General features: G+C 44.1%; 17 protein-coding genes. 5 read left to right on the forward strand and 12 right to left on the reverse strand.

Annotated features, from left to right (window positions below; translation table 11 throughout):
- Genes pstC through phoB form a run of 5 tightly spaced genes read left to right on the forward strand, consistent with a single transcriptional unit; the run spans window position 1 to window position 4,943 of the window.
- The gene (gene pstC, locus KFE96_RS12030) at window positions 1–1,380 is read left to right on the forward strand and encodes a phosphate ABC transporter permease subunit PstC (protein ID WP_255832806.1); all 1,380 of its coding nucleotides are present in this window, start codon (window positions 1–3) and stop codon (window positions 1,378–1,380) included.
- A gap of 2 nt (window positions 1,381–1,382) precedes the next feature.
- Complete coding sequence (gene pstA, locus KFE96_RS12035) at window positions 1,383–2,699, forward strand: phosphate ABC transporter permease PstA (protein ID WP_255832807.1); 1,317 nt, start codon at window positions 1,383–1,385, stop codon at window positions 2,697–2,699.
- 13 nt (window positions 2,700–2,712) lie between these two features.
- Window positions 2,713–3,501: a phosphate ABC transporter ATP-binding protein PstB gene (pstB, locus tag KFE96_RS12040; RefSeq protein ID WP_247020253.1), complete on the forward strand. Its 789-nt coding sequence runs from the start codon at window positions 2,713–2,715 to the stop codon at window positions 3,499–3,501.
- A 12-nt stretch (window positions 3,502–3,513) separates the two neighbouring features.
- Entirely contained in the window at window positions 3,514–4,221 is a 708-nt protein-coding gene (gene phoU, locus KFE96_RS12045) for a phosphate signaling complex protein PhoU (RefSeq protein WP_255832808.1), read from the forward strand.
- 32 nt (window positions 4,222–4,253) lie between these two features.
- Complete coding sequence (phoB, locus tag KFE96_RS12050) at window positions 4,254–4,943, forward strand: phosphate regulon transcriptional regulator PhoB (RefSeq protein ID WP_247020258.1); 690 nt, start codon at window positions 4,254–4,256, stop codon at window positions 4,941–4,943.
- Window positions 4,944–4,945: 2 nt separating this feature from the next.
- Here the strand turns inward: phoB and KFE96_RS12055 are convergent, their stop codons facing one another.
- From KFE96_RS12055 to KFE96_RS12110, 12 genes are all read right to left on the reverse strand, one after another.
- Window positions 4,946–6,835 carry an XrtA/PEP-CTERM system amidotransferase gene (locus tag KFE96_RS12055; RefSeq protein WP_255832809.1) on the reverse strand — a complete coding sequence of 630 codons (1,890 nt, stop codon included), beginning with the start codon at window positions 6,833–6,835 and terminating at the stop codon, window positions 4,946–4,948.
- Window positions 6,823–8,334, reverse strand: coding sequence for an exosortase A (gene xrtA / locus KFE96_RS12060; RefSeq protein ID WP_370650517.1), 1,512 nt, complete (start codon window positions 8,332–8,334; stop codon window positions 6,823–6,825). The genes KFE96_RS12055 and xrtA overlap by 13 nt, the downstream gene beginning before the upstream one ends.
- Window positions 8,324–9,523 (reverse strand): TIGR03087 family PEP-CTERM/XrtA system glycosyltransferase, encoded by a 1,200-nt coding sequence (locus KFE96_RS12065; RefSeq protein WP_255832811.1) that lies wholly within the window; start codon window positions 9,521–9,523, stop codon window positions 8,324–8,326. The genes xrtA and KFE96_RS12065 overlap by 11 nt, the downstream gene beginning before the upstream one ends.
- A 3-nt stretch (window positions 9,524–9,526) precedes the next feature.
- Window positions 9,527–10,564, reverse strand: a complete 1,038-nt coding sequence (locus tag KFE96_RS12070; RefSeq protein WP_255832812.1) for a FemAB family XrtA/PEP-CTERM system-associated protein — start codon at window positions 10,562–10,564, stop codon at window positions 9,527–9,529.
- A gap of 2 nt (window positions 10,565–10,566) precedes the next feature.
- Complete coding sequence (locus tag KFE96_RS12075) at window positions 10,567–11,475, reverse strand: XrtA system polysaccharide deacetylase (protein ID WP_255832813.1); 909 nt, start codon at window positions 11,473–11,475, stop codon at window positions 10,567–10,569.
- The gene (locus KFE96_RS12080) at window positions 11,465–12,517 is read right to left on the reverse strand and encodes an XrtA/PEP-CTERM system-associated ATPase (protein ID WP_255832814.1); all 1,053 of its coding nucleotides are present in this window, start codon (window positions 12,515–12,517) and stop codon (window positions 11,465–11,467) included. The genes KFE96_RS12075 and KFE96_RS12080 overlap by 11 nt, the downstream gene beginning before the upstream one ends.
- A gap of 6 nt (window positions 12,518–12,523) precedes the next feature.
- A complete protein-coding gene (locus tag KFE96_RS12085; protein WP_255832815.1) occupies window positions 12,524–13,933 on the reverse strand; it encodes a TIGR03016 family PEP-CTERM system-associated outer membrane protein in 1,410 nt (469 codons plus the stop codon).
- A gap of 74 nt (window positions 13,934–14,007) precedes the next feature.
- Window positions 14,008–15,105 (reverse strand): XrtA-associated tyrosine autokinase, encoded by a 1,098-nt coding sequence (locus tag KFE96_RS12090; RefSeq protein ID WP_255832816.1) that lies wholly within the window; start codon window positions 15,103–15,105, stop codon window positions 14,008–14,010.
- 17 nt (window positions 15,106–15,122) lie between these two features.
- Window positions 15,123–16,748 carry an XrtA system polysaccharide chain length determinant gene (locus tag KFE96_RS12095; protein ID WP_255832817.1) on the reverse strand — a complete coding sequence of 542 codons (1,626 nt, stop codon included), beginning with the start codon at window positions 16,746–16,748 and terminating at the stop codon, window positions 15,123–15,125.
- 46 nt (window positions 16,749–16,794) lie between these two features.
- On the reverse strand, window positions 16,795–17,427 hold the full coding sequence (locus KFE96_RS12100) for an XrtA/PEP-CTERM system exopolysaccharide export protein (RefSeq protein WP_255832818.1): 633 nt from the start codon (window positions 17,425–17,427) through the stop codon (window positions 16,795–16,797).
- A gap of 277 nt (window positions 17,428–17,704) precedes the next feature.
- Complete coding sequence (gene galE, locus KFE96_RS12105) at window positions 17,705–18,718, reverse strand: UDP-glucose 4-epimerase GalE (RefSeq protein ID WP_255832820.1); 1,014 nt, start codon at window positions 18,716–18,718, stop codon at window positions 17,705–17,707.
- Window positions 18,702–19,811, reverse strand: coding sequence for a glycosyltransferase (locus KFE96_RS12110; RefSeq protein WP_255832821.1), 1,110 nt, complete (start codon window positions 19,809–19,811; stop codon window positions 18,702–18,704). The genes galE and KFE96_RS12110 overlap by 17 nt, the downstream gene beginning before the upstream one ends.
- Between the last annotated feature and the right edge of the window lie 97 nt (window positions 19,812–19,908).

Raw genomic sequence — 19,908 nt, forward strand, 5'->3', positions numbered from 1 at the left:
ATGACAACTTCTGCAGTGTTCGTTATTTCAGTAATCATTGCACTTATTGCGTTCACAAACGTAAGGCAACGAGCTCTTATTTCTGTTGAGGGTGATCCATCACATCTGCATTCTTTACCTCGTCACTATGGTTATTATGCAGCGACATGCGTATTCCTGCCGGCCTTATTTGTTTTTTTAGCTTGGCTGATCTTCGGCAAAAATGTTGTGGAGGGCCTTATTATCTCGGGCCTTCCGGAAGATTTTTTCAATCAGCATCAACAGCAAGCTCAACTTTTGATGAACCGTATCCGTTTAGTAGTAGAGAATGGGCCTGCAACAGAAACCAGTAGCGAAATTATTGAAGCCGCTAATCAATTTCATACTCTTTACACCAAAGGTATCTGGGCCACATTTATACTATCTGTCGCAGTAGGCTGTGCAGGCTGGTATTACGCACTTACAAGAACAAAACCATCTTTTCGTGCTCGAAATATTTTTGAGCAATATCTTAGTATTGCTCTGATTATCAGTTCAGTTATCGCGATCATGGCAACGTTGGGCATTGTTCTCTCTCTGCTCTTCGAAAGTGTACGTTTTTTCCAGGAAGTGCCAATTACAGACTTCCTACTGGGCACCAAATGGAGCCCACAAACAGCAATCAGAGCAGACCAAGTTGCATCCTCTGGTGCCTTTGGCGCGCTACCTCTTTTTGCAGGTACCATCCTGATTACAGTTTTAGCAATGTTGGTTGCTGGGCCAATTGGCCTATTTTCGGCAATATATCTCACACAATATGCGTCAGTACGCACTCGCAAAATAGCAAAGCCTACGCTTGAGATACTGGCTGGTATTCCAACAGTCGTATACGGCTTCTTTGCCGCTCTCACGATCTCTCCCCTCTTTCGGGAAATTGGAGAGGTTTTCGGATTTGATATAGCGAGCGAAAGCGCGCTTGTAGCTGGTTTCGTTATGGGCATTATGATTATACCGTTTGTATCATCGCTTTCGGACGATGCCATAACAGCGGTTCCTAATAGCCTAAAAGAAGGCTCGATGGCACTTGGTGCGACGCCGTCTGAAACCATCACAAAAGTTATTCTGCCAGCCGCCCTCCCTGGGATTACTGGTGCTTTTCTTCTAGCGGTTAGTCGGGCGATCGGTGAAACCATGATTGTGGTTATGGCCGCTGGTATGCAGCCTAATCTAACAGCTAACCCATTTGAAGCTGTTACAACAGTTACAGTGCAAATTGTAGCTACCCTCACTGGCGACCAAGAATTCGATAGCACCAAAACTCTTTCTGCCTTTGCACTTGGCCTAACACTGTTCGTCATGACAATGCTTTTAAACGTAGTTGCTCTCAGAATTGTACGTAAATACCGCGAGGTATATGAATAACCATGTCAGATGATTTGAATATAAAGCCAACAGATTGGCAATCTCCTGAGATGGTAAGGCACACACAAATGCGGAACCGCAGGGAAAGGCGTTTTAAACTTTTTGGTTTATCTGCAGTTGTTCTCGCAGCTTCTTTCCTGTTTTTGCTCCTTGGCAAAATCACGCTCGACGCTGCACCAGGTTTCCTGCAAACCTCCATTGAAGTTGATATCACTTTTGATAAAGCGATTATTGGTGACCCAAGGCAGATGGACAGAGATGCCTTCATTGAAAATGTAAGGCGCACCAATATGTTCAGGCTGGTGCAAGCTTCTATGGATACCTATTTCCCCGAGGTAACTGATCGGCGCGATAGACGCAGGCTTCTTCGGCTCTTCAGTGCTGGTGCAAGAGATCAGTTGAGAAATATGCTACTCGCTGACCCAATGGTTGCGGGTACATCAAAACGGGTTTCACTGCTGGCCTCTGACGATATTGATCAGGTTATCAAAGGCCATATAGATATAAGTCTTCCTGAATTACAGCGAAAGGTGAAAAACAAAGAGCTCTCCTGGCTTCAAAAGCTTGAAGAGGATAATAGAGTATCACTTCACTTTCATTCGCTGTTTTTCACAAGCGGGGATTCACGAGACCCTGAGCTTGCTGGTATTTGGGGTGCTGCGGTCGGTTCAGCTCTGACACTATTTGTAACGCTTATTATTGCTTTCCCTATAGGTGTGCTTTCCGCTATTTACCTGGAAGAGTTTGCGCCGAAAAATCGATTTACTGATTTCATCGAAATCAACATTAATAACTTGGCAGCGGTTCCTTCCATCGTGTTTGGTCTACTGGGCCTGGCTGTTTTCCTAGGCACCATGGGTTTACCACGGTCAGCCCCCCTCGTTGGTGGCATGACACTAGCTCTGATGACACTACCAACAATCATTATTGCCTCGCGTGCGTCGATCAAAGCGGTACCACCTTCTATTCGCGATGCAGCAATGGGCTTAGGCGCTTCGCCTATGCAGGTAGTTTTCCATCATGTGCTACCTCTTGCCTTTCCTGGTATTCTTACTGGTACAATTATCGGCATGGCACAGGCTTTAGGGGAAACCGCGCCCCTTTTAATGATTGGCATGGTAGCCTTTATCGTAGATATTCCGGCAAGCCTCACGGACGCTGCAACCGCCCTACCCGTACAAATTTACCTTTGGGCTGATAGCCCCGAGCGCGCTTTTGTGGAAAAAACATCCGCAGCCATACTCGTATTGCTTACTTTCCTGATTGTGATGAACGCGTTGGCAATTTGGCTACGTCAGAAATTTGAGCGAGACTGGTAAGATGCAGCAAGACATGACAGAGTTTAAAAACATGACAGAACAAGCCGTTCCTAAAATGTCTGCCCGTGACATCCATGTTCGTTACGGTGACAACCATGCTGTAAAAGGTATTTCACTCGACTTACACCTTAACGAAATCACCTCGCTAATAGGTCCATCAGGGTGTGGGAAATCAACATTCTTACGCTGCTTGAACCGAATGAATGACTCTGTCGCAGGCTGCAAGGTTACAGGACAAATCCTACTCGATAATAAAAACATCTATGACCAAAACATTGATGTGGTACAGCTTCGGGCACGCGTAGGTATGGTATTCCAGAAACCTAATCCTTTCCCTAAGTCTATATACGATAACGTAGCCTATGGTCCTCGTATTCACGGACTTGCCCACAATAGGACCGATCTAGATGAAATCGTGGAAACATCGCTTGAGCGCGCAGGCTTGTGGCAAGAAGTAAAAGACCGCATGGATAGCCCGGGCACGGCTCTCTCAGGTGGCCAGCAACAGCGCCTGTGTATTGCCAGAGCCATTGCTGTAAACCCAGAAGTAATTTTGATGGATGAGCCATGTTCAGCGCTTGATCCAATTGCAACTGCTAAAGTTGAAACCCTGATGGATGAGCTAAAAAGCGAATATGCCATTGTGATTGTTACTCACAGCATGCAGCAAGCTGCTCGAATTTCACAAAAAACAGCATTCTTCCATTTAGGTGAATTGGTAGAGCAAGGCGATACCACACAAATATTTACGGCCCCACGAAACGAAAAAACCCGAGATTATATAACGGGACGTTTCGGTTAAAGGATACTGCATATGACAGACCCACACATTCTCTCCGCATATGACGAAGAGCTAAAAGAATTAAGAAGTGTTGTCAGCCGAATGGGTGGTATGGCAATTGATCAGTTGTTGGCAGCTATGCAGGCTCTTCGCGAAGTAAATACAGACGAAGCCGAAACTGTTCTAAAGAACGATCTATTGCTAGATAAACTGGAACTTCATGCAGAAAAGACAGCGATCGGTGTTTTCGCCCGTCGTGCGCCCGTTGCAGATGATCTTCGAGAAGTCGTATCCTCTATCAAGATGACAACTATGATTGAGCGCATGGGAGATTATGCAAAAAACATCTCTCGAAGAACACTTGATATTGCCGAATGTTCACCAGTGGTTATGCCGCAAACGCTTGATAACATGGCGGACGTAGCGCACCGTATGATTGAAGATATTATGGATGCATACGTGCACCGTAATGCCGACGTTGCCGTGGACGTATGGGAACGCGGCGAAACGCTAGATAATATGCACAATGCTGCATACAGGCAGATTTTGGCACGCATGATGGAAGTGCCAGACCATATCAATGCCTACACACATTATTTGATGATTGCAAAAAATCTGGAACGTATTGGCGACCAGGCCACAAGCATTGCTGAACAGATTTACTACGCAATCACTGGAGAAATTCTAGAGGACATTCGTCCGGCGGAAGAAGAACAACCTGCCGCAGAAGCAGGCTTTTAACATCTACGACAGGGTTACTAAAGGAACTGGCTGTGAAGACACGAATTTTATTAGTTGAAGATGACGAAAACATCACTGAACTGGTGCGCTATAACCTAGAGCGTGCTGGCTATATTGTTGATTGCGTAGCGGATGGTGAAGAAGGCTTGTACAAAGCCACTGAAGAAACACCAGATGTAATTCTACTGGATTGGATGCTTCCTAACCTTTCAGGTCTGGAGATTTGCCGCCAGTTGCGCCGTAATTCAACAACCGCTAACGTACCAATCATCATGCTAACGGCAAGAGCAGATGAACCTGACCGTATTCGCGGTCTGGAAACAGGTGCCGATGACTATATGGTGAAACCATTCTCGCCAAAAGAGCTGGTAGTACGCATTCAAGCTGTTCTGCGCCGTGTTCGCCCTGCCCTTGCTGGTCACGAATTACGTTTCGAAGATATTGCGCTTGATAATGTGTCCCACCGGGTTACGCGCGGTGATAATGTTATTCACCTTGGCCCTACCGAGTACCGTCTGCTTCGCCATTTTATGGAAAACCCAGGCCGTGTATTCTCTCGTGAACAGCTCCTTGATAGCGTTTGGGGCCGTGATGTGTATGTAGAGCCGAGAACGGTAGACGTACATATTCGGCGCCTTAGAAAAGCTGTAAATGAAGGTGGTGGTGAAGATTATATTCGCACCGTACGTTCAGCCGGTTATGCGCTTGACGCAAAAAAATAGGGCTAAACACTTAGCCCTAAATGTCTTAATGACCGGTCCAGAGTTAAGAGAGACCAGAGCGTCGTGTGGTGGTCTCTCACCTCTGTAATATGTTCCTCAATCATTTCTTTGACACCGTTCATATCGATAAGACCGGTATCGGCAAGAGTTTCACTTTTTTCCAAATCCCTCAATTCAGGCAATAATTCATCCCTGAGCCAATTTACCGCAGGCACCATAAAGCCTTGCTTGCTTCGGTAAAGTGTTTCATTTGGCACAAAGCCTTCTAGTGCCTTCTTAAATACGTGCTTCCCCTCACCTTCAACAATTCTAGAAGCCGGGTTAATACGCATCGCATATTCGACGAATTTATGGTCAAGGATAGGTACTCGTACTTCCAGAGAATGCGCCATACTCGCTCGGTCAACTTTTGTAAGGATATCACCGGGCAAATACGTTTTCAGGTCGATATACTGAATGGTGGAAAGCTCATCAGCTCCCTTAACCTCATCAGCGATTTTAGTAAACAGGTCATGAGGATGGTACCCGGCAAGCTTCTTCTTCATTCTGTCCGTATGAAGACGGTAGCGGTCTCGGTCAGGTGTTTTACTAACACTATGACAATAGGCCTCAGCTGACGTTCGTGCTAATGCCTCGAATGTAGATTTAGCTCGTAAAAACTGCGGGGCTCTATCCATCTTAGGATAAAGAGTGCCAAGAGGCTTAAAAATAAGCCTTCGAAGGCCAAGTGGTATACGGCCTCTAAGATTTTCTTCCAACATATGAAAACGGTGACGGCGATATCCGGCAAACAATTCATCACCACCATCCCCAGATAACGCTACCTTCACTTTTTCCCTCGCCAAACCACACACTCTGTATGTCGGTAACGCCGATAGATCAGCAAAAGGTTCATCATAAACCTGTGCCATGCGGTCAAGAAGAAAGCCATCATTAGCAGAGGCTAACCGCAGTCTATGATGGGTGCCAAAATGGTCAGCAATCGATTGGGCATATCCACTTTCATCGAAATCATCGTCATCAGAACCAATAGCGCATGTTTCAACAGCATCATCGTTATTACGGCTCATCAAACCAACAACGGCAGAACTATCTACGCCACCTGACAGAAACGCACCAAGTGGAACATCAGCAATCATTCTAAGCTTAACAGCCTCTTCCAACCGTTCAACGAGCTCACCTTCGTCGACCACTGAATTCGCGGAAGGAATAATATCGGGAGCCCAGTAACATGATAACTGCATATTTCCCGTATTGGCATTTCTAACCAAGGTATGTGCTGGCGGTAATGTATGTACACCTTCCACTAAAGATTTTGGATCAGGTACATACCCAAGCATTAAATAGTCTTCGAGAGCATCAATTCGTAATTTACGGCGAACCGCATCATGGGCAAGAAGCGCCTTAAGTTCTGACCCAAACAAAAAAGTGCCATCGCTTAGTTCGGTATAGTAAAAGGGTTTAATGCCCAACCGGTCCCGAGCCATGAATAGTTCCTGACTACGATTATCCCAGATTGCGAAGGCAAACATACCGCGTAAACGGTTCACACATTCTTTTCCCCACGCAAGATAACTCTTCAAGAGCACCTCTGTATCGGAATGCGTAGAAAACTGATAACCCTCAGCCTCAAGCTCCCTGCGGAGGCTCTGGAAGTTATATACTTCTCCATTATAAGTAAGGATCACCTGCCGGCTTTCACAAGCCATAGGTTGCTGCCCACCTTCAATATCGATAATACTAAGACGACGATGGCCTAATCCTACCTTCTGCCCGAAATAGAACCCATCCCCGTCAGGCCCTCTATGTGCAATAGTGGCCGTCATCTTGCGAAGAGTAGATTGATCCACCCCTCCAATTTCAGGAGCCATAATGCCTGTTATTCCACACATTTATTAGGGCCTTCCACAGAATATTTTAATTCACTCCAAACAAAATCACTTGGAGATAAAGTAGATAAAAATTTGCTCAATGTTTCTCTAGCATCATCTGAACTATCTACTATCTCGGTAGAAAACACAACAATGCCAACAGCAGATTTTCCGTAAAACAACCGTTCCTTTGCAGTTGCTAATTTCACATCTACGTTTGAAGAGAGGAACTTATTATCAACGAAATAGCTGGTCCAAACCAAACGCCTACGGTTGCCAAGCCGGTACACTTCCTCCAAAAAGTTATCACCAGCTACATAGAACTGCCTTATACTCTCCGGGGCAAAACTCCAATTTTTTCCACCCGACGATCCTTGATAAGCCCTTAAACGGTGCCCCTTACGCATCGAGCAATACATACCAGAGTAAGCATAAATATTATCGGCCAATATTCGGTAAGAAGCTGACGCTTCATAATCAACACCAACAAATGTTGGCTGATAGCTATTAAGCCGGGAAGGAAGTTTACGAGCCTTGCACGAAATACAATCCGGCAAATCAAATGATGAAACATCATTTGATTTCACTGCCTCCTTTGGAGCAAACATAAATAAAATGATCGGCAAGATACTAGCGGCAATCACCCAGTCACCTCTACCCGAATATGTGAAAGGCACCGAAGGGTTAGCGGTGAAATCCACCTGCTCAACATCAGAAAATTTGTACGCTAAAGAAATTAGAATAATCAGAATGAAAGACAGAAAGCCCCATCCATAAACGATATGATCCACACCTTTTGCGAATTCCTGATCTGTGGCTTCTGAAATTAATAAAATTCCTAAAACACGTAAGGCATTGGCAAAAACGGGCAATATAGCTGATACAAGGACAATAATAACCCTGCCTTTCCAGCTCTTATAGCAGAGGTTAGCAAGCAATACGCCCGTTACCAAACAGGTGAACAAAAACTTAATTCCAGCACACGCGCGAGCTACCTCATAGATGCCGCTTGATAATGTGATGAGCACGCCATCTGCTTCATATTCCACCCCTAATACATCCAGCATGAAAATTGCCATCTGTGCAGTCATATTTTGGAGAGGTGGGATCAGTTGCTCACCAAACGGTACCATCAGGAATAAAAACAAAGATGGAAACAGGATATTTCTATATATAACAGGGCCAAAGCACATAAGCGCCAGTGCCTGTATTCCAGCAATGAGGGAAATATGGCCAACAACATATATCTCTAGGACCTGAGAGCCAAGCCAGGCAAGCGATACCAACACAAATGCCAACATTCCCGGCACCCAGAAAACAGGTTCAAGCGTACTGAGCGCCTCACGCCTCATCCAAATCAACCAAACCGATACGAATGGAATAATCAATCCGTGAGAGAATGTATCTACATTCCAGATCAGATTGAAAAAATGGGCAGTTGTCTCTCCCCATGCTAATAGCATGATTGAAACGGCTCCGATAAATACCGCTATATGTTTATAAAACTGATTACCTAGCATCAGCTAATACCTTGGTAATATCTTGGTTGAGCTGCTTGCATGCGCTATCCCAGGAAAATTCTGTCTCAACGAATTGACGTGCCCGTTGACCAACCAGTTCACGCAGTGCAGGCTTTTCAAGCAGTGTCAACAGATGCATTTTGAAGTCTGCCGCTGTATCGCCCACATACACTGTTTTACCGTGTTCAGCCTCAATCCCCTCATTCGCGGCGGTTGACGCCACAACAGGTAACGCACACGCCATAGCCTCAAGTACTTTATTCTGAATACCGCGGGCCGTAAGAAGAGGAGCAACGGCAATATCAGCGCTTTGAAGCATCTCGGGCATTGAGTCCACATATCCTGTAACCTCAACCCCTTCATAACCTTCAAGTTTTCTCACAACAGGGTTTTCGGGGCCCCCAGCAACAACAAACTTTGCCGATGGTTCAGCTATTCTTACCCCTTCCCAAACTTTCTCCACGAACCAGATCACAGCCTCTACATTTGGTTTATAATCCATCGCTCCAGTGAAAATGATAATTTTCTGAGCATCTCGGTTTTGAGCTGGGGAAAATAACTCAATATCAACACCGTTCTTTAATCCACGAACAGGGGTGGTAGAACGCTTGAAATCTTTCTTAAAAACTGCAGCTTCCTGATCGCTCACCAGATATGCCATCTTACTTCGATCCGCTAAATTGCGTTCGTAATGGGCTAATAACTTTCCTTCCCGTGCATATACCCAAGACATTGGAAAGGGTGCATTTTCGGCGTATGCACCCCACTTCGCTGAATCTACATCTACAAGATCTGTTATTACTGGGATGTCAATATCATTTGGGACAATTGGTCCTGTTGCCGCTGAGAACAGAAAAATGAGATCAATCTCTTTCTTTTTAACAAGCGACCTAACATATTTTTTAAGCTTACCGTATGGGTAAGCGCCGACCGTTAAGGCATCATTAGTCAGGAATGAACGCAAACTTAGTAGTTTCTGCTTAAAGGGTTTAACGGTTTCATAACAAAGCGATGCAGTATGGCTTTCAAGGAATGAAACATGAACTTCATCATCTGGGTTATCTATAAAAAAACCTAAGTGAACAGTGTGCTCTTTGGCCAATTCTTTGAGGAAATTCCATGAACGGATTTTATCCCCCTTGTTCGGAGGGTAAGGAATTCGGTGAGCAAGAAATAGAATATTCGCCATACCCTACCCCAGATGCCTGGCAATTGGGGGGCCAAGAATATTTGCCACAGGAAGAGGCAACTTCTTCCAAACCTTTACCATCAGCTCAAACTTTTTGTTCTGAGGGTTAATTTCTTTACGTTCTTCACCTTCTTTTAAGCGGAATTGATAATTCAGCGGAATTGGTTCAAATCCCCAATTCTTTTTGAACTTATAAGGCCCGGTTCCTACCTTGCTGCGCCCGAAATCGTACACTTTAAAACCATTCTTAGCAGAACGCACCATTAACTCATAATACATGAAATCATGGGCACCGTATAAACGTGCTTTTGCATTTCCACCTGCATAATAGGGAAGAACATGGTCGTTATGATAAAAAGTCATCAAGCTGGCGATTGCCTCACCTTCAGGAGAGTAGACAATCTGAATATCTGTTTCTTTTTCAAATACTTCTAGAAACTTGTTAAACAACTTTTTCGGGAAAACAGGCGTCCCCAAATTACGAACACTTTCTGCATATAGTGCATAAAAAGTATCTAAATCTTTTTCCCAGGAGCAGCGCAAACCATGCTTCAAAGACTTTCGAACAACTGCACGCTGTTTTCTTGGGATATCCAACAGAATATCTTCAGCCGTTTCCTTCAGTTCCTTCTGAAAACTGGCGGCAACGCCTGTTTCAGTAACCCAACCTTCAAAAGATAAAGACTGGATTGTCCGATATTCAAGGCTGTGTGCACCGCTTTCACAGGTAATTTCCCAAGCTTTTTCATTAAGTAGTGATAGCGCTTTTTCACTTACAGACAACGGCCCGCCATAAACCGCAAACATGCTTGAAATTGCAGCCTTACCAAAAAGAAAACTATCACGAATACTTAGAGGAAGAATACCAACTACCTGCCCACCAGATAACGCGACCAAATACGGGCACTTTTGCCCTGCCCCCGCTTCTAGAACTGTTTTCCAGCCATAACGATGGCAAAAAGTACCATCTGGATGATCACTAACAAAGGCATCCCACGAGGCACTATCCTCATCGGTAGCCTCTCTGATAATGATATCCATACCTAGTCCTCTTGAAGCAGGTCAGCATATATGTTTTCCATGCTATCCCACTGAAACGCATTAAACAATTTTATTAATTTTAGAGGGAGTTGTGCTTGCCCCTGATAATGGCGGAACCGCGAAAGCCACGGAGCTTCAGCTACATAAGGCTGGCCCAGATCCATTTCCCAGGGGTGCATATAAAAAATGCTTGGCGAAGATGCCTGCTCAGCCCCCTTAGATAATAAATACTTCGATAGAAAATAAGGAAGCAGCCGAAAATAACCGCCGCCTGAAGCTGGCAGCCTTTTGAATGGCATATCACATACTGTAAGAGGGATTTCCAGTATTCCGTCTCTGCCTGCAGGATAAAATGGCTGCCGAGGCGCTGTGGCTAAACCGTAATGATCAGTTTTCACAGGATACAGGCTCGAAGAATATTTGAAACCAGCTTCTTTTAACTCATCGTAAACCCACCACACATTTGGGGTTAGTGAAAAACTTGGCGCCCGGTAACCTAAAACAGATTGGCCACTTGCTTGTTCTAGCAATTCTTTGGACGCGCGCACTTCATTTCTGAACTCTTCACGAGACATCGTGAAAAGGCGCTGATGTGCCATTCCGTGGCATCCTACTTCATGGCCTGCATCCGCAATTTCTTTAATTAAAGATGGGGCACGTTCAGCTACCCAACCTAAACAAAAGAAAGTGCCTATAATTTTATACTTCTTCAGGAGTTCAAGAATATTACGTGTTTGAAGTACAACGCGACTTTCAAGCGTAGGCCAGTCTTCGGTGGAGAAGGTATTTTCAAAGGCCCCAACTTGAAACCATTCCTCTACATCTACAGTAAAAGAGTGCCGTTGCGGAGACGCTGTAGAAGACAAGTCCGCCTTTTCAAACTTGTCTTCAGAAAATTCGTTAGCTGTCATCGCCTTTACTACCGCCAGCCGCTAATTGAGCCATAATACTGGTAAGCTTCTGCAGTGTTTCATCCTGCGATTTCATCATATTCTCAAGCTTATCCATGCGGTTTTCCATTTCCTCTACACTCTTACCACCAGACGCTTCAAGAGGAATGGTCGCATCATTCTGGCGATTTACCGGTGGCGGTATCTGAGACTGGACAGGGCGAGCAGATGAAACAGCCTGAACCGGCCGTTGATCCGTTGCCATATCTGAAACAACTGCCCTGATAACATCAGCATCAATTTCATGGATTTCTTCAAGGGCACCATATAGCAGCACACGAGAACACAGAGTATTCAGACGGCGAGGTACACCCTGACACTGATTATAAATTTCTTCTACGGCATCTACCGTAAAGCAAGGGTCATTATCCCAACCAACTAGGCGCAGACGGTGCTCAATATAGTAAGCAAGTTCTTCTTGCTCCATAGGCTCAAGATGGTGCGTTGCAATCACTCGCTGGCGAAGCTGTTCAAGTTCCGGAGCGGCAAAAATGCGTTCACGGAACTCAGGCTGCCCAACAAGGAAGCTTTGGATAAGCGCTTTATCGCCTTCCTGAAAATTAGAAAGCATGCGCATTTCTTCCAGCGCAGCGTTCGATAAGTTTTGAGCTTCATCAACAACGAGAAGCGCTCTACGCCCCATGGCATACTGCTCACGCAAATGGCGCTCAAGGCGGGACAACAATTGTCCTTTATCATCCGCTTGTGCATCAAGCCCAAAAGCCGCTACTACACTTCGCAATAGATCTTCCGCGCTAAGCTGCGTACTAACGATCATCGCTGCAATAAATTCATTACGGTCAAGTGTATCAAACAGGTGGCGAACCAGCGTTGTTTTACCAGTACCAATATCACCGGTTACAATGATGAAGCCTTCCCCTTGATTCAAACCATAGCTCAGATACGCCATCGCTTTTTTATGCGTGCGCGAACTAAAATAAAATCGCGGATCCGGTGTTAACTGGAAAGGGCGTCCCTGAAGATTATAAAAGCTTTCATACATAACTAATCAGAATGTCCCTCTTAAATACAACGTTAGAGCATTTTCTTCCAAATCTGCTCCTTGTTCACTCGACTGTCTTTCACTATGAGTGAAATTTATAGACGCCCGGAAATATTCCGAGATAGTTTTCGACCAATCTAGACTACCAACTATGAAGTCGTCTACCCTTGTTTGACCTTCAAAGCGACTTCTACGATAACTTAATCCTGTTTCAAGTGTAGTTTTTCTATCAATTTCGTGTATCCACCGACCCGAAACACCATATGATTTAGCTGTACCTGAATCATTGTCAAACGTACGCCATTCGGCATCAGCAGAGATAAATGCCCTGTCTCGTTTATGTCTCCAGGTCAAGGTACCTCTCAGGCTCCTACGGCGGAAATCAATATCTGAGAATGAAAACCTTGGGTCAGTTTCGTCAACAGGGATACCTTGAGGGTCAACAAGACCTAGTTCTTGATCAAACCTGAAACCTTGTAGATCATTATTCGTCAAGAGAGTATTGGCCGTGATTGTATCTGTATAAGTCCCCAAGAAATCCAAGCGTTTAGTGAAGAAATACTGAAGATTTCCACTCCATGTTCTACGGTTTCCGGTTTTACCACCAGTTAATGTAAGGTCTAATTTACGACCTGGTGTCCAACGGAAGCCAGTTTCCCAGCCAAAACCCTGCTGGTTCAGCACTTCATTTTGGAAATCATTGTTTGAATAGCTAAGATTACCAATTAACTGAAAGTGACGATTGAATTTATAGATTAATTCCGCAAAGGCATTCTGATCTTTAAAGTCATTCGATTGCTCAAGATTACGAAGTACCTGACGGTGAGATACACCAACACGCCATGAAAAATTGTTAAACCTGTTACCTGAGCCAACAGTTGCATTCAATTCATGGGATTTGGTATCTGAGAAGTTAATCGTTAGTGTTTCATCTTCAAGGTTATCTGCTGGAGAGAACTGCAAACCAAAGCGGTAATTAATGCGCCAATCAGCAAAATTCCCCAAACCACCTCGCAACAGAGCTGAGGTAGTGTAGGTTTGCAGTGCGCGCCTATTGTTTGTTCGGTTTGCAAAATTGCTAGATAAGCTTCCACGCTGATTCAGAAAGCGTTGTTCAATGCTACCTCTAGCGCCAATAAACAGATGATCTTCAATTACTTCAGCATCAAGGGAACCAAATAATTCTTGCCTAAAATCTGTTTCACCATCAGATAGGAAATAAAGGTAATCGATTGAATAATCGATGGCAGCCTGCACTCTATTACCTTCATAGCGAGAATTTAATCCCCCACCAAGATTCAATACAACATCACCCATACGGTTAGATTCCGTTAGGTTCACGTTATCAGTAAGTGTAATTCTGCCTTCAATACGAGGGTCAAGCCATCTGTGCTGAGCCTGAGCTTCTTGGCTCATGCCCAGAAACAGTCCGCCCCCTATCAGCAGATATAAAGGAAATGTTGGCTTTAAAACCGCCACAATAAATACCTTTAACGACCCCCATAGCCATAATAAGAAGCAAACTTCTTATTACTACCGCTAAATCTGGTTTGGTTTAGTAGCAAATTAATATTATCGCAAGCACTGATCATATTCAGGCTTTCTTTAATTTGTGGCTCAGTTGTTTGCTCCGCTTCGATAACAAAGACACACTGCCCCATGTAAAGCGCAAGCACTGACGCCGCAGAACTCGCAAGTACTGGCGGGCTATCGAAAATAATCAAACGATCTGGGTATCTGTTCGCCAATTCTTCAACAATCATCTGCATTCGCTCAGAAGCAAGTAACTCTGTTGTAAGGTTATGTTGCCGTCCAGCAGGCAAAAGTACGAGGTTTGGAATGTTTGTTCTAATCAAACAATCACCCAATTCAAGATCTTCGTCAGCTACAACATCCATCAAACCTCTACCCCCCGCAACGCCGAGGCGGTTTAGAACTTCAGGCTTCGAGAAATCTGCATCAATAAGAAGAACGGTTGTATCTTGCTCAGTTGCAATCGATAAAGCCAGATTGATGGTACAGAATGTCTTACCTTCACCCGGATTAGAGCTGGTAACCAAGATCACATTACTATTTTTATCTCTTTGAACGCCTTTAGAGAATGCGTTTAGAAGAATAGAACGTTTGATAATCCTGAATTCCTCTGACATCAGATTTGGTGGCATATCAGGCGTAATGTACCCGCCTTCACGCAAAGCAACCAAATCGACTTCTTCTTCACGTCTTTTTTGCTTGCGAGGTGCAGAAAGGTTAGATTGCTGAGGTTGTTCCTCTTGAAGTGCTATAACTTCAGTAGAAGACGTATCGTCAATTTTCTTTTCATCAGCAATCACTCGAGACTGTTTTACTGCATCAGGGTCATAAGCCCCAATCCCTTTAAACGCCTTAGGTTTCGCAGATTGTTCATCACCAGCCAAAGCCGGATTTAAAGAGGAAGGATCTCTTTTATCAGATGGTTCTAGTTTACTTTTAGGTACACCCAAACCAACCGCAGCAGGCGCGCCAGACAGTTCAGCTGCACGCTCTACAAGCGAAACGCCTTTTTTCTTTTTTTCTTCTTTTTTATTGGCTCGTTCAATCAGGTCCATAAATACTACTCTTTACCTTAGCCAACCGATGGCGCACCGAAGATGTCAAAAGCAACAAACACCGCAAACACCACGAATAGCAACAAGAAAGCTGCTGCAAAACCTATAAGCTCCACACTACGTTTCTTACTTTCATCTTCTGAAATAGTTTTGGATACGTTTCCTAAAACCGGTAGATCAAAATGACTACGTAATTGCTCAACAGTTACGATAACAGGGCGTAGCTGTGACAATACAATTGCTGTAGCCAAACCAGAAACTAAACCACCCACAAGTATAAAGCTTAGAAATAGTAAGCGTGGAGGTCCTACAGGGCTTTGCGGAACCACCGGCTCCTCAAGGATATTGAAGGAGAGGCTTTCATCTGCCCCTTCGATTTCCACCTGCAGATCAAGATCTTGCTTCTGGCTTAATAATTCTTCGTATTGACGGTTAATAGTGGAATAATCACGCTCTAACTGTGCAAGCTCTGCTTCTAATTCAGGAACTCGAAGTGCTTTTTCTTCCATTTCCTTAACGAGCGAAGTTTGATCAACTTCACGCTGCTCCAAACTTCTGATCTGCGTAAGATAATTAATGTTTTGTACTGTTAAGTCTTCATACAAACGGTTAGGGACTTCCGTACGGTTTGTTGATTTCTTCCCAGCCTTACCGGACGCTTTAATTTCGTTTTCAATCGTTTCCAGTTCTTTACGAGCTTCTTCTTTAACAGCATTAATTTGGCGGGTGAGGTTCACCACGTCCGGGTGGCGGTCTTTCATTCCCAAGCTTTTCAATTGGTCCAGCTTCTTGCGAAGGTCAGCCAGCCTTTCTTCATGCTCACTTTTATCAGAACCACCTCTTAGCCCTCTTGAAGCCGCTTGAGATAAAGTAGGCGGTACATTCTTTAATTGCTCAAGAATTGTCTGCTGAGCCACCCTTAGTTCTGATATCTGTCGGCGTGTATCGCGAAGACCAAGTTGAGCTTTCTCAAGCCTTTCTACGAAGTTACCTTGCCCAAGATATTCCAGGTTATCTTGCCTGAATTTTGCTCTAATCCTATCTGCTTCAGATAAGCGTTCTTCATAGTCTCTCAGACTCTGTTGCAAAAGATCACGGGCTGAATCAATGTTATCAACACTTGTTTCATCCCTGCTTTGTATAAATGCATTTAGCAGTTCATTTACAACATTACGGACGACCTCAGCACGCTGTCTATCGGTCAGGCGTTTGTCGCTATTTTCATATTGAATTCTGTATATACCACCATCCAAAGAGACAATACGAATACTCTGCATCATATCGGAGATGAGAGCATTACGATCACCATCATTGTTTACCAAACGATCAAGATAGTCTGATCGCCTGACGATACCTTCAAGATTTGGCCGCGTTACAAGTGTACGCCGAATAATATCTACACGACGTGCCACATCAATTTTAATACCCAGACGGTCAGCGATAGCAGGAAGAACCGTTTCAGAGTTTACAAACACACGTGCGTTAGCTTCATAGTTATATGGAAGCGTTGATACACCGCCCCAACCTAAAAGGCTTATGACCCACGCAGTAACCAACATATACCATCGCTTACGCCAAACACCGTAAGCAACAGCTTTAATCTGTTGATAAACGTCGTGTAACCCAAGGCCTTGAGCAGCCATATTCGTTTCTCCTGAAGCCAAAAAGCTTCGTTACGTCAACATCATACTACAAAATACTCTCAGGGATGATCAAAACATCGCCCGGCAGGATTTTTACGTTCGCTTCGATTTCACCATCTTTGATCAAATCTTCAATATGAACACTATATTCTTTTTGAAGGCCATCTTCAAATCTAACAAGTGTAGCTCTATTCCCTGCTGCAAATTCAGTCAGGCCACCAACCTGGATCATAACGTCCAAAAGTGTCATATTTGCGCGGTATGGAATAGATTGTGGGCTCGCAGCTTCACCAACCACACGCACCTGCTGAGAAAACGGTCCAACAAAATTTTGAACAACAACCGTTACAATAGGTTGTTGAATGAAAGCATCCAAAGCCTCTTCAATCGTCCGAGCCAGTTCGCTAGGTGTTTTACCTGTAGCCGGTAAGTCATCGATAAGCGGCATAGACAAACGACCATCAGGGCGTACAGTAACCGTTGTAGAAAGCTCAGGGTTACGCCAAACAAAAATATTCAAACCATCCAAAGGACCAATGAGATAATTGGGTCCCGGACCTTCGTTTGGTGGCACAAAGGGAGCTGGAGGCAGTTCCGGATGATCCGAGCAAGCAGATACAATTAAAACACCAAGAGACAAAACTGCCAATTTAATTGAACCAAAAAGTGTAGTTCGCACGTCTACGCCCTTCCCATCAAAGCTGCATAACTATTTACATCTAAGTAAATTTTATAAAATTAGACCTATCTAATACATAAATTTAATACTATCAACACTTGCACCTTAAATAAACCGCTAAGGTTTATCCGTTTCGGACTTCTCTTTCTTTACTGGCGTGAAACGTTTATCCCTTTTCTGCCCTTCAAAATCTTCTTTATCATCGTATCGAAAACACCAGAAAATAATATAGGCATTTACCAGGCAGAAGAAAAGAAAATATAATGTAGTCATATACTTACCTATTATTACCTTCTAACAAGGCCAACCACTTCAGAGAGGATGCTATTATTTCATCAATAGTATCATATTTAGGTTGCCAACCTAATTCTGCCACAAGTTTAGTATTATCAGCCACCACCTCCGGGGCTTCACCTTCCCGAGGAATACCAAAAACATGTGGCACCTGTTCACCAGAGATTTGTTCCAAAGTATTGATCACCTCTAGAACACTTAATCCTTTTCCATAGCCAAGGTTATACAGCGCACTTTTTGTTTCAGCCTTCAAATAACCGAGCAAATCCACATGGGCGGATGCCAAATCTTGTACATGGATGTAATCTCTAACCCCCGTACCATCTCTAGTTGGTAAAGCCTTGCCAAAAACTGTTAGAGGCGGAACCACACCACGCATTGCATCAATCGCACGACCAATCAAATGTACGGGCTTCTCTAGATACTGTCCATGTCGCCCCGACATATCTGCACCAGCTACATTAAAGTATCTGAGGATACCATATTGCAAACCATGAGCACGGTTCACATCTACCAATTGTCGTTCAGTAAATAATTTAGACCAACCATAAGGGTTAAGAGGATAAGTGTTAGCTTTTTCAGTTACCTTTTCCCCTTTTGGAACCTCGCCATAAACTGCGGCAGTAGATGAGAAGATAAATCGTTGGATGCCTTTACTTATAGCCGCTTCAATTAGAAGCCTGCTACCTTCTGTATTATTATGATAATACTTCAAAGGATTAGAAACAGATTCATCGACTTTAATTGAACCCGCAAAATGCATAATAGAACGGATATTATGCTGTTCTATTATCTGCTCGACCAACTCCTGATCATGAACTTTACCTTCATAAAAAACCGTCTGCTCATGAAAAGAGCAGATACGGCCTGTCGACAAATCATCTAAAACTACAACATTATAACCAGCATCAAGTAAACAAAGCACGGTCTGCCCACCAATATACCCAGCACCGCCCGTAACCAATATTGTTTCTACAGTTTCATTTTTCTGTTTCATTATGATCTCGGATAGCTTTTTCAAAAATCTGCATCTGCCCATCAGATGTAGCGTGCCAATCAAAATTTTGCGCAAAGTCTCTTACTGCCTTACGTTCTGGCAAATTATGCAATAAATCTTTTACGGCTTCAGCGATATCTATGGGCTCCTCGCTATCCACCACTCGCCCCGCCACATCGTCCGTTATAAGGTCAGGTGCGCCACCAATAGACCTTGTGACAACTGGTGTGCCGCATGCCATGGCTTCAAGTAACACATTTGCCCATCCCTCTCTATCAGATGGAAGCAACAAGATATCGCCCGAACTATATATTTCAGGCATTTGTTCCGGTGTCTTTTGTCCAACAAAAAACACTCGATCTGCAATACCGAGACTGGTAGCCCTGCTTTCCATTTCAGCTTTTAAAGGCCCGTCTCCAGCAATGACTGTCTGCAAATCAGGTATCAGCTTTGTAACTTCCAATACCAAATCAATACGTTTTCTGGGAATTAGCCAACCGGCGAATACCATCGTAGGCTTGCTACCATACTGCGAACGCAGCTCTGATCGCCGTTTTTCCTGAAATCGCGCTAGATCAACTCCATTTCTCAGAGTTGTAACTTTATTGCCATCAACACCCATTTCTATGAGATCGCGCTTAAGGTTGTTACTCACAGTGATAATATGTTGAGCAGCAGCTGTTGCCTCACATATCATAGCTGCAGGTTTATTCATTAACCCAATTTCCGTTACATCACTACCACGTGCAGTCATCACAAATGGCAGATTAAACTCTTTAGCTAACTTTGAGGCAGAAACACCGTCAGGATATAAATAATGAGCATCGATAATATCAAATTTCATACCCTTCTTTAGCAACTTGGATATTAAACGCTTTGCAGAACGGAATAAAAACCACGGAGTAAGAAGCATTCCAACTTTCGGGATGACTAAATACCGTGGGTGATAGACTGTCACCCCTTTTCTGATTTCTACGCTAGGAGCTGCAGCAGAACGGCCATAACTTCCAAAAACTTTCCCCTTAAAAGGAAACCAAGGAACTGGCGCGATCACCGTAACTTCAACATCTTTTTGCGCAAGAAGGTGCTGCATTCGGTTCTCGACAAATATGCCCAAAGTTGGCTCTGCCTCATGCGGAAAAAGCGCTGAAAAAAGAAGAATATTCAATGACTTGCCTGACAGTATAAAA

Source organism: Kordiimonas sp. SCSIO 12603, assembly GCF_024398035.1.
Lineage (GTDB): Bacteria > Pseudomonadota > Alphaproteobacteria > Sphingomonadales > Kordiimonadaceae > Kordiimonas.

Excerpts from the sequence above, each read along its gene's own strand:
- pstC (WP_255832806.1), top strand. The coding sequence starts at position 1 with ATGACAACTTCTGCAGTGTTCGTTATTTCAGTAATCATTGCACTTATT.
- pstA (WP_255832807.1), top strand. The coding sequence starts at position 1,383 with ATGTCAGATGATTTGAATATAAAGCCAACAGATTGGCAATCTCCTGAG.
- pstB (WP_247020253.1), top strand. The coding sequence starts at position 2,713 with ATGACAGAGTTTAAAAACATGACAGAACAAGCCGTTCCTAAAATGTCT.
- phoU (WP_255832808.1), top strand. The coding sequence starts at position 3,514 with ATGACAGACCCACACATTCTCTCCGCATATGACGAAGAGCTAAAAGAA.
- KFE96_RS12055 (WP_255832809.1), bottom strand. The coding sequence starts at position 6,835 with ATGTGTGGAATAACAGGCATTATGGCTCCTGAAATTGGAGGGGTGGAT.
- xrtA (WP_370650517.1), bottom strand. The coding sequence starts at position 8,334 with ATGCTAGGTAATCAGTTTTATAAACATATAGCGGTATTTATCGGAGCC.
- KFE96_RS12065 (WP_255832811.1), bottom strand. The coding sequence starts at position 9,523 with ATGGCGAATATTCTATTTCTTGCTCACCGAATTCCTTACCCTCCGAAC.
- KFE96_RS12070 (WP_255832812.1), bottom strand. The coding sequence starts at position 10,564 with ATGGATATCATTATCAGAGAGGCTACCGATGAGGATAGTGCCTCGTGG.
- KFE96_RS12075 (WP_255832813.1), bottom strand. The coding sequence starts at position 11,475 with ATGACAGCTAACGAATTTTCTGAAGACAAGTTTGAAAAGGCGGACTTG.
- KFE96_RS12080 (WP_255832814.1), bottom strand. The coding sequence starts at position 12,517 with ATGTATGAAAGCTTTTATAATCTTCAGGGACGCCCTTTCCAGTTAACA.
- KFE96_RS12085 (WP_255832815.1), bottom strand. The coding sequence starts at position 13,933 with ATGAGCCAAGAAGCTCAGGCTCAGCACAGATGGCTTGACCCTCGTATT.
- KFE96_RS12090 (WP_255832816.1), bottom strand. The coding sequence starts at position 15,105 with ATGGACCTGATTGAACGAGCCAATAAAAAAGAAGAAAAAAAGAAAAAA.
- KFE96_RS12095 (WP_255832817.1), bottom strand. The coding sequence starts at position 16,748 with ATGGCTGCTCAAGGCCTTGGGTTACACGACGTTTATCAACAGATTAAA.
- galE (WP_255832820.1), bottom strand. The coding sequence starts at position 18,718 with ATGAAACAGAAAAATGAAACTGTAGAAACAATATTGGTTACGGGCGGT.
- KFE96_RS12110 (WP_255832821.1), bottom strand. The coding sequence starts at position 19,811 with ATGCAGCACCTTCTTGCGCAAAAAGATGTTGAAGTTACGGTGATCGCG.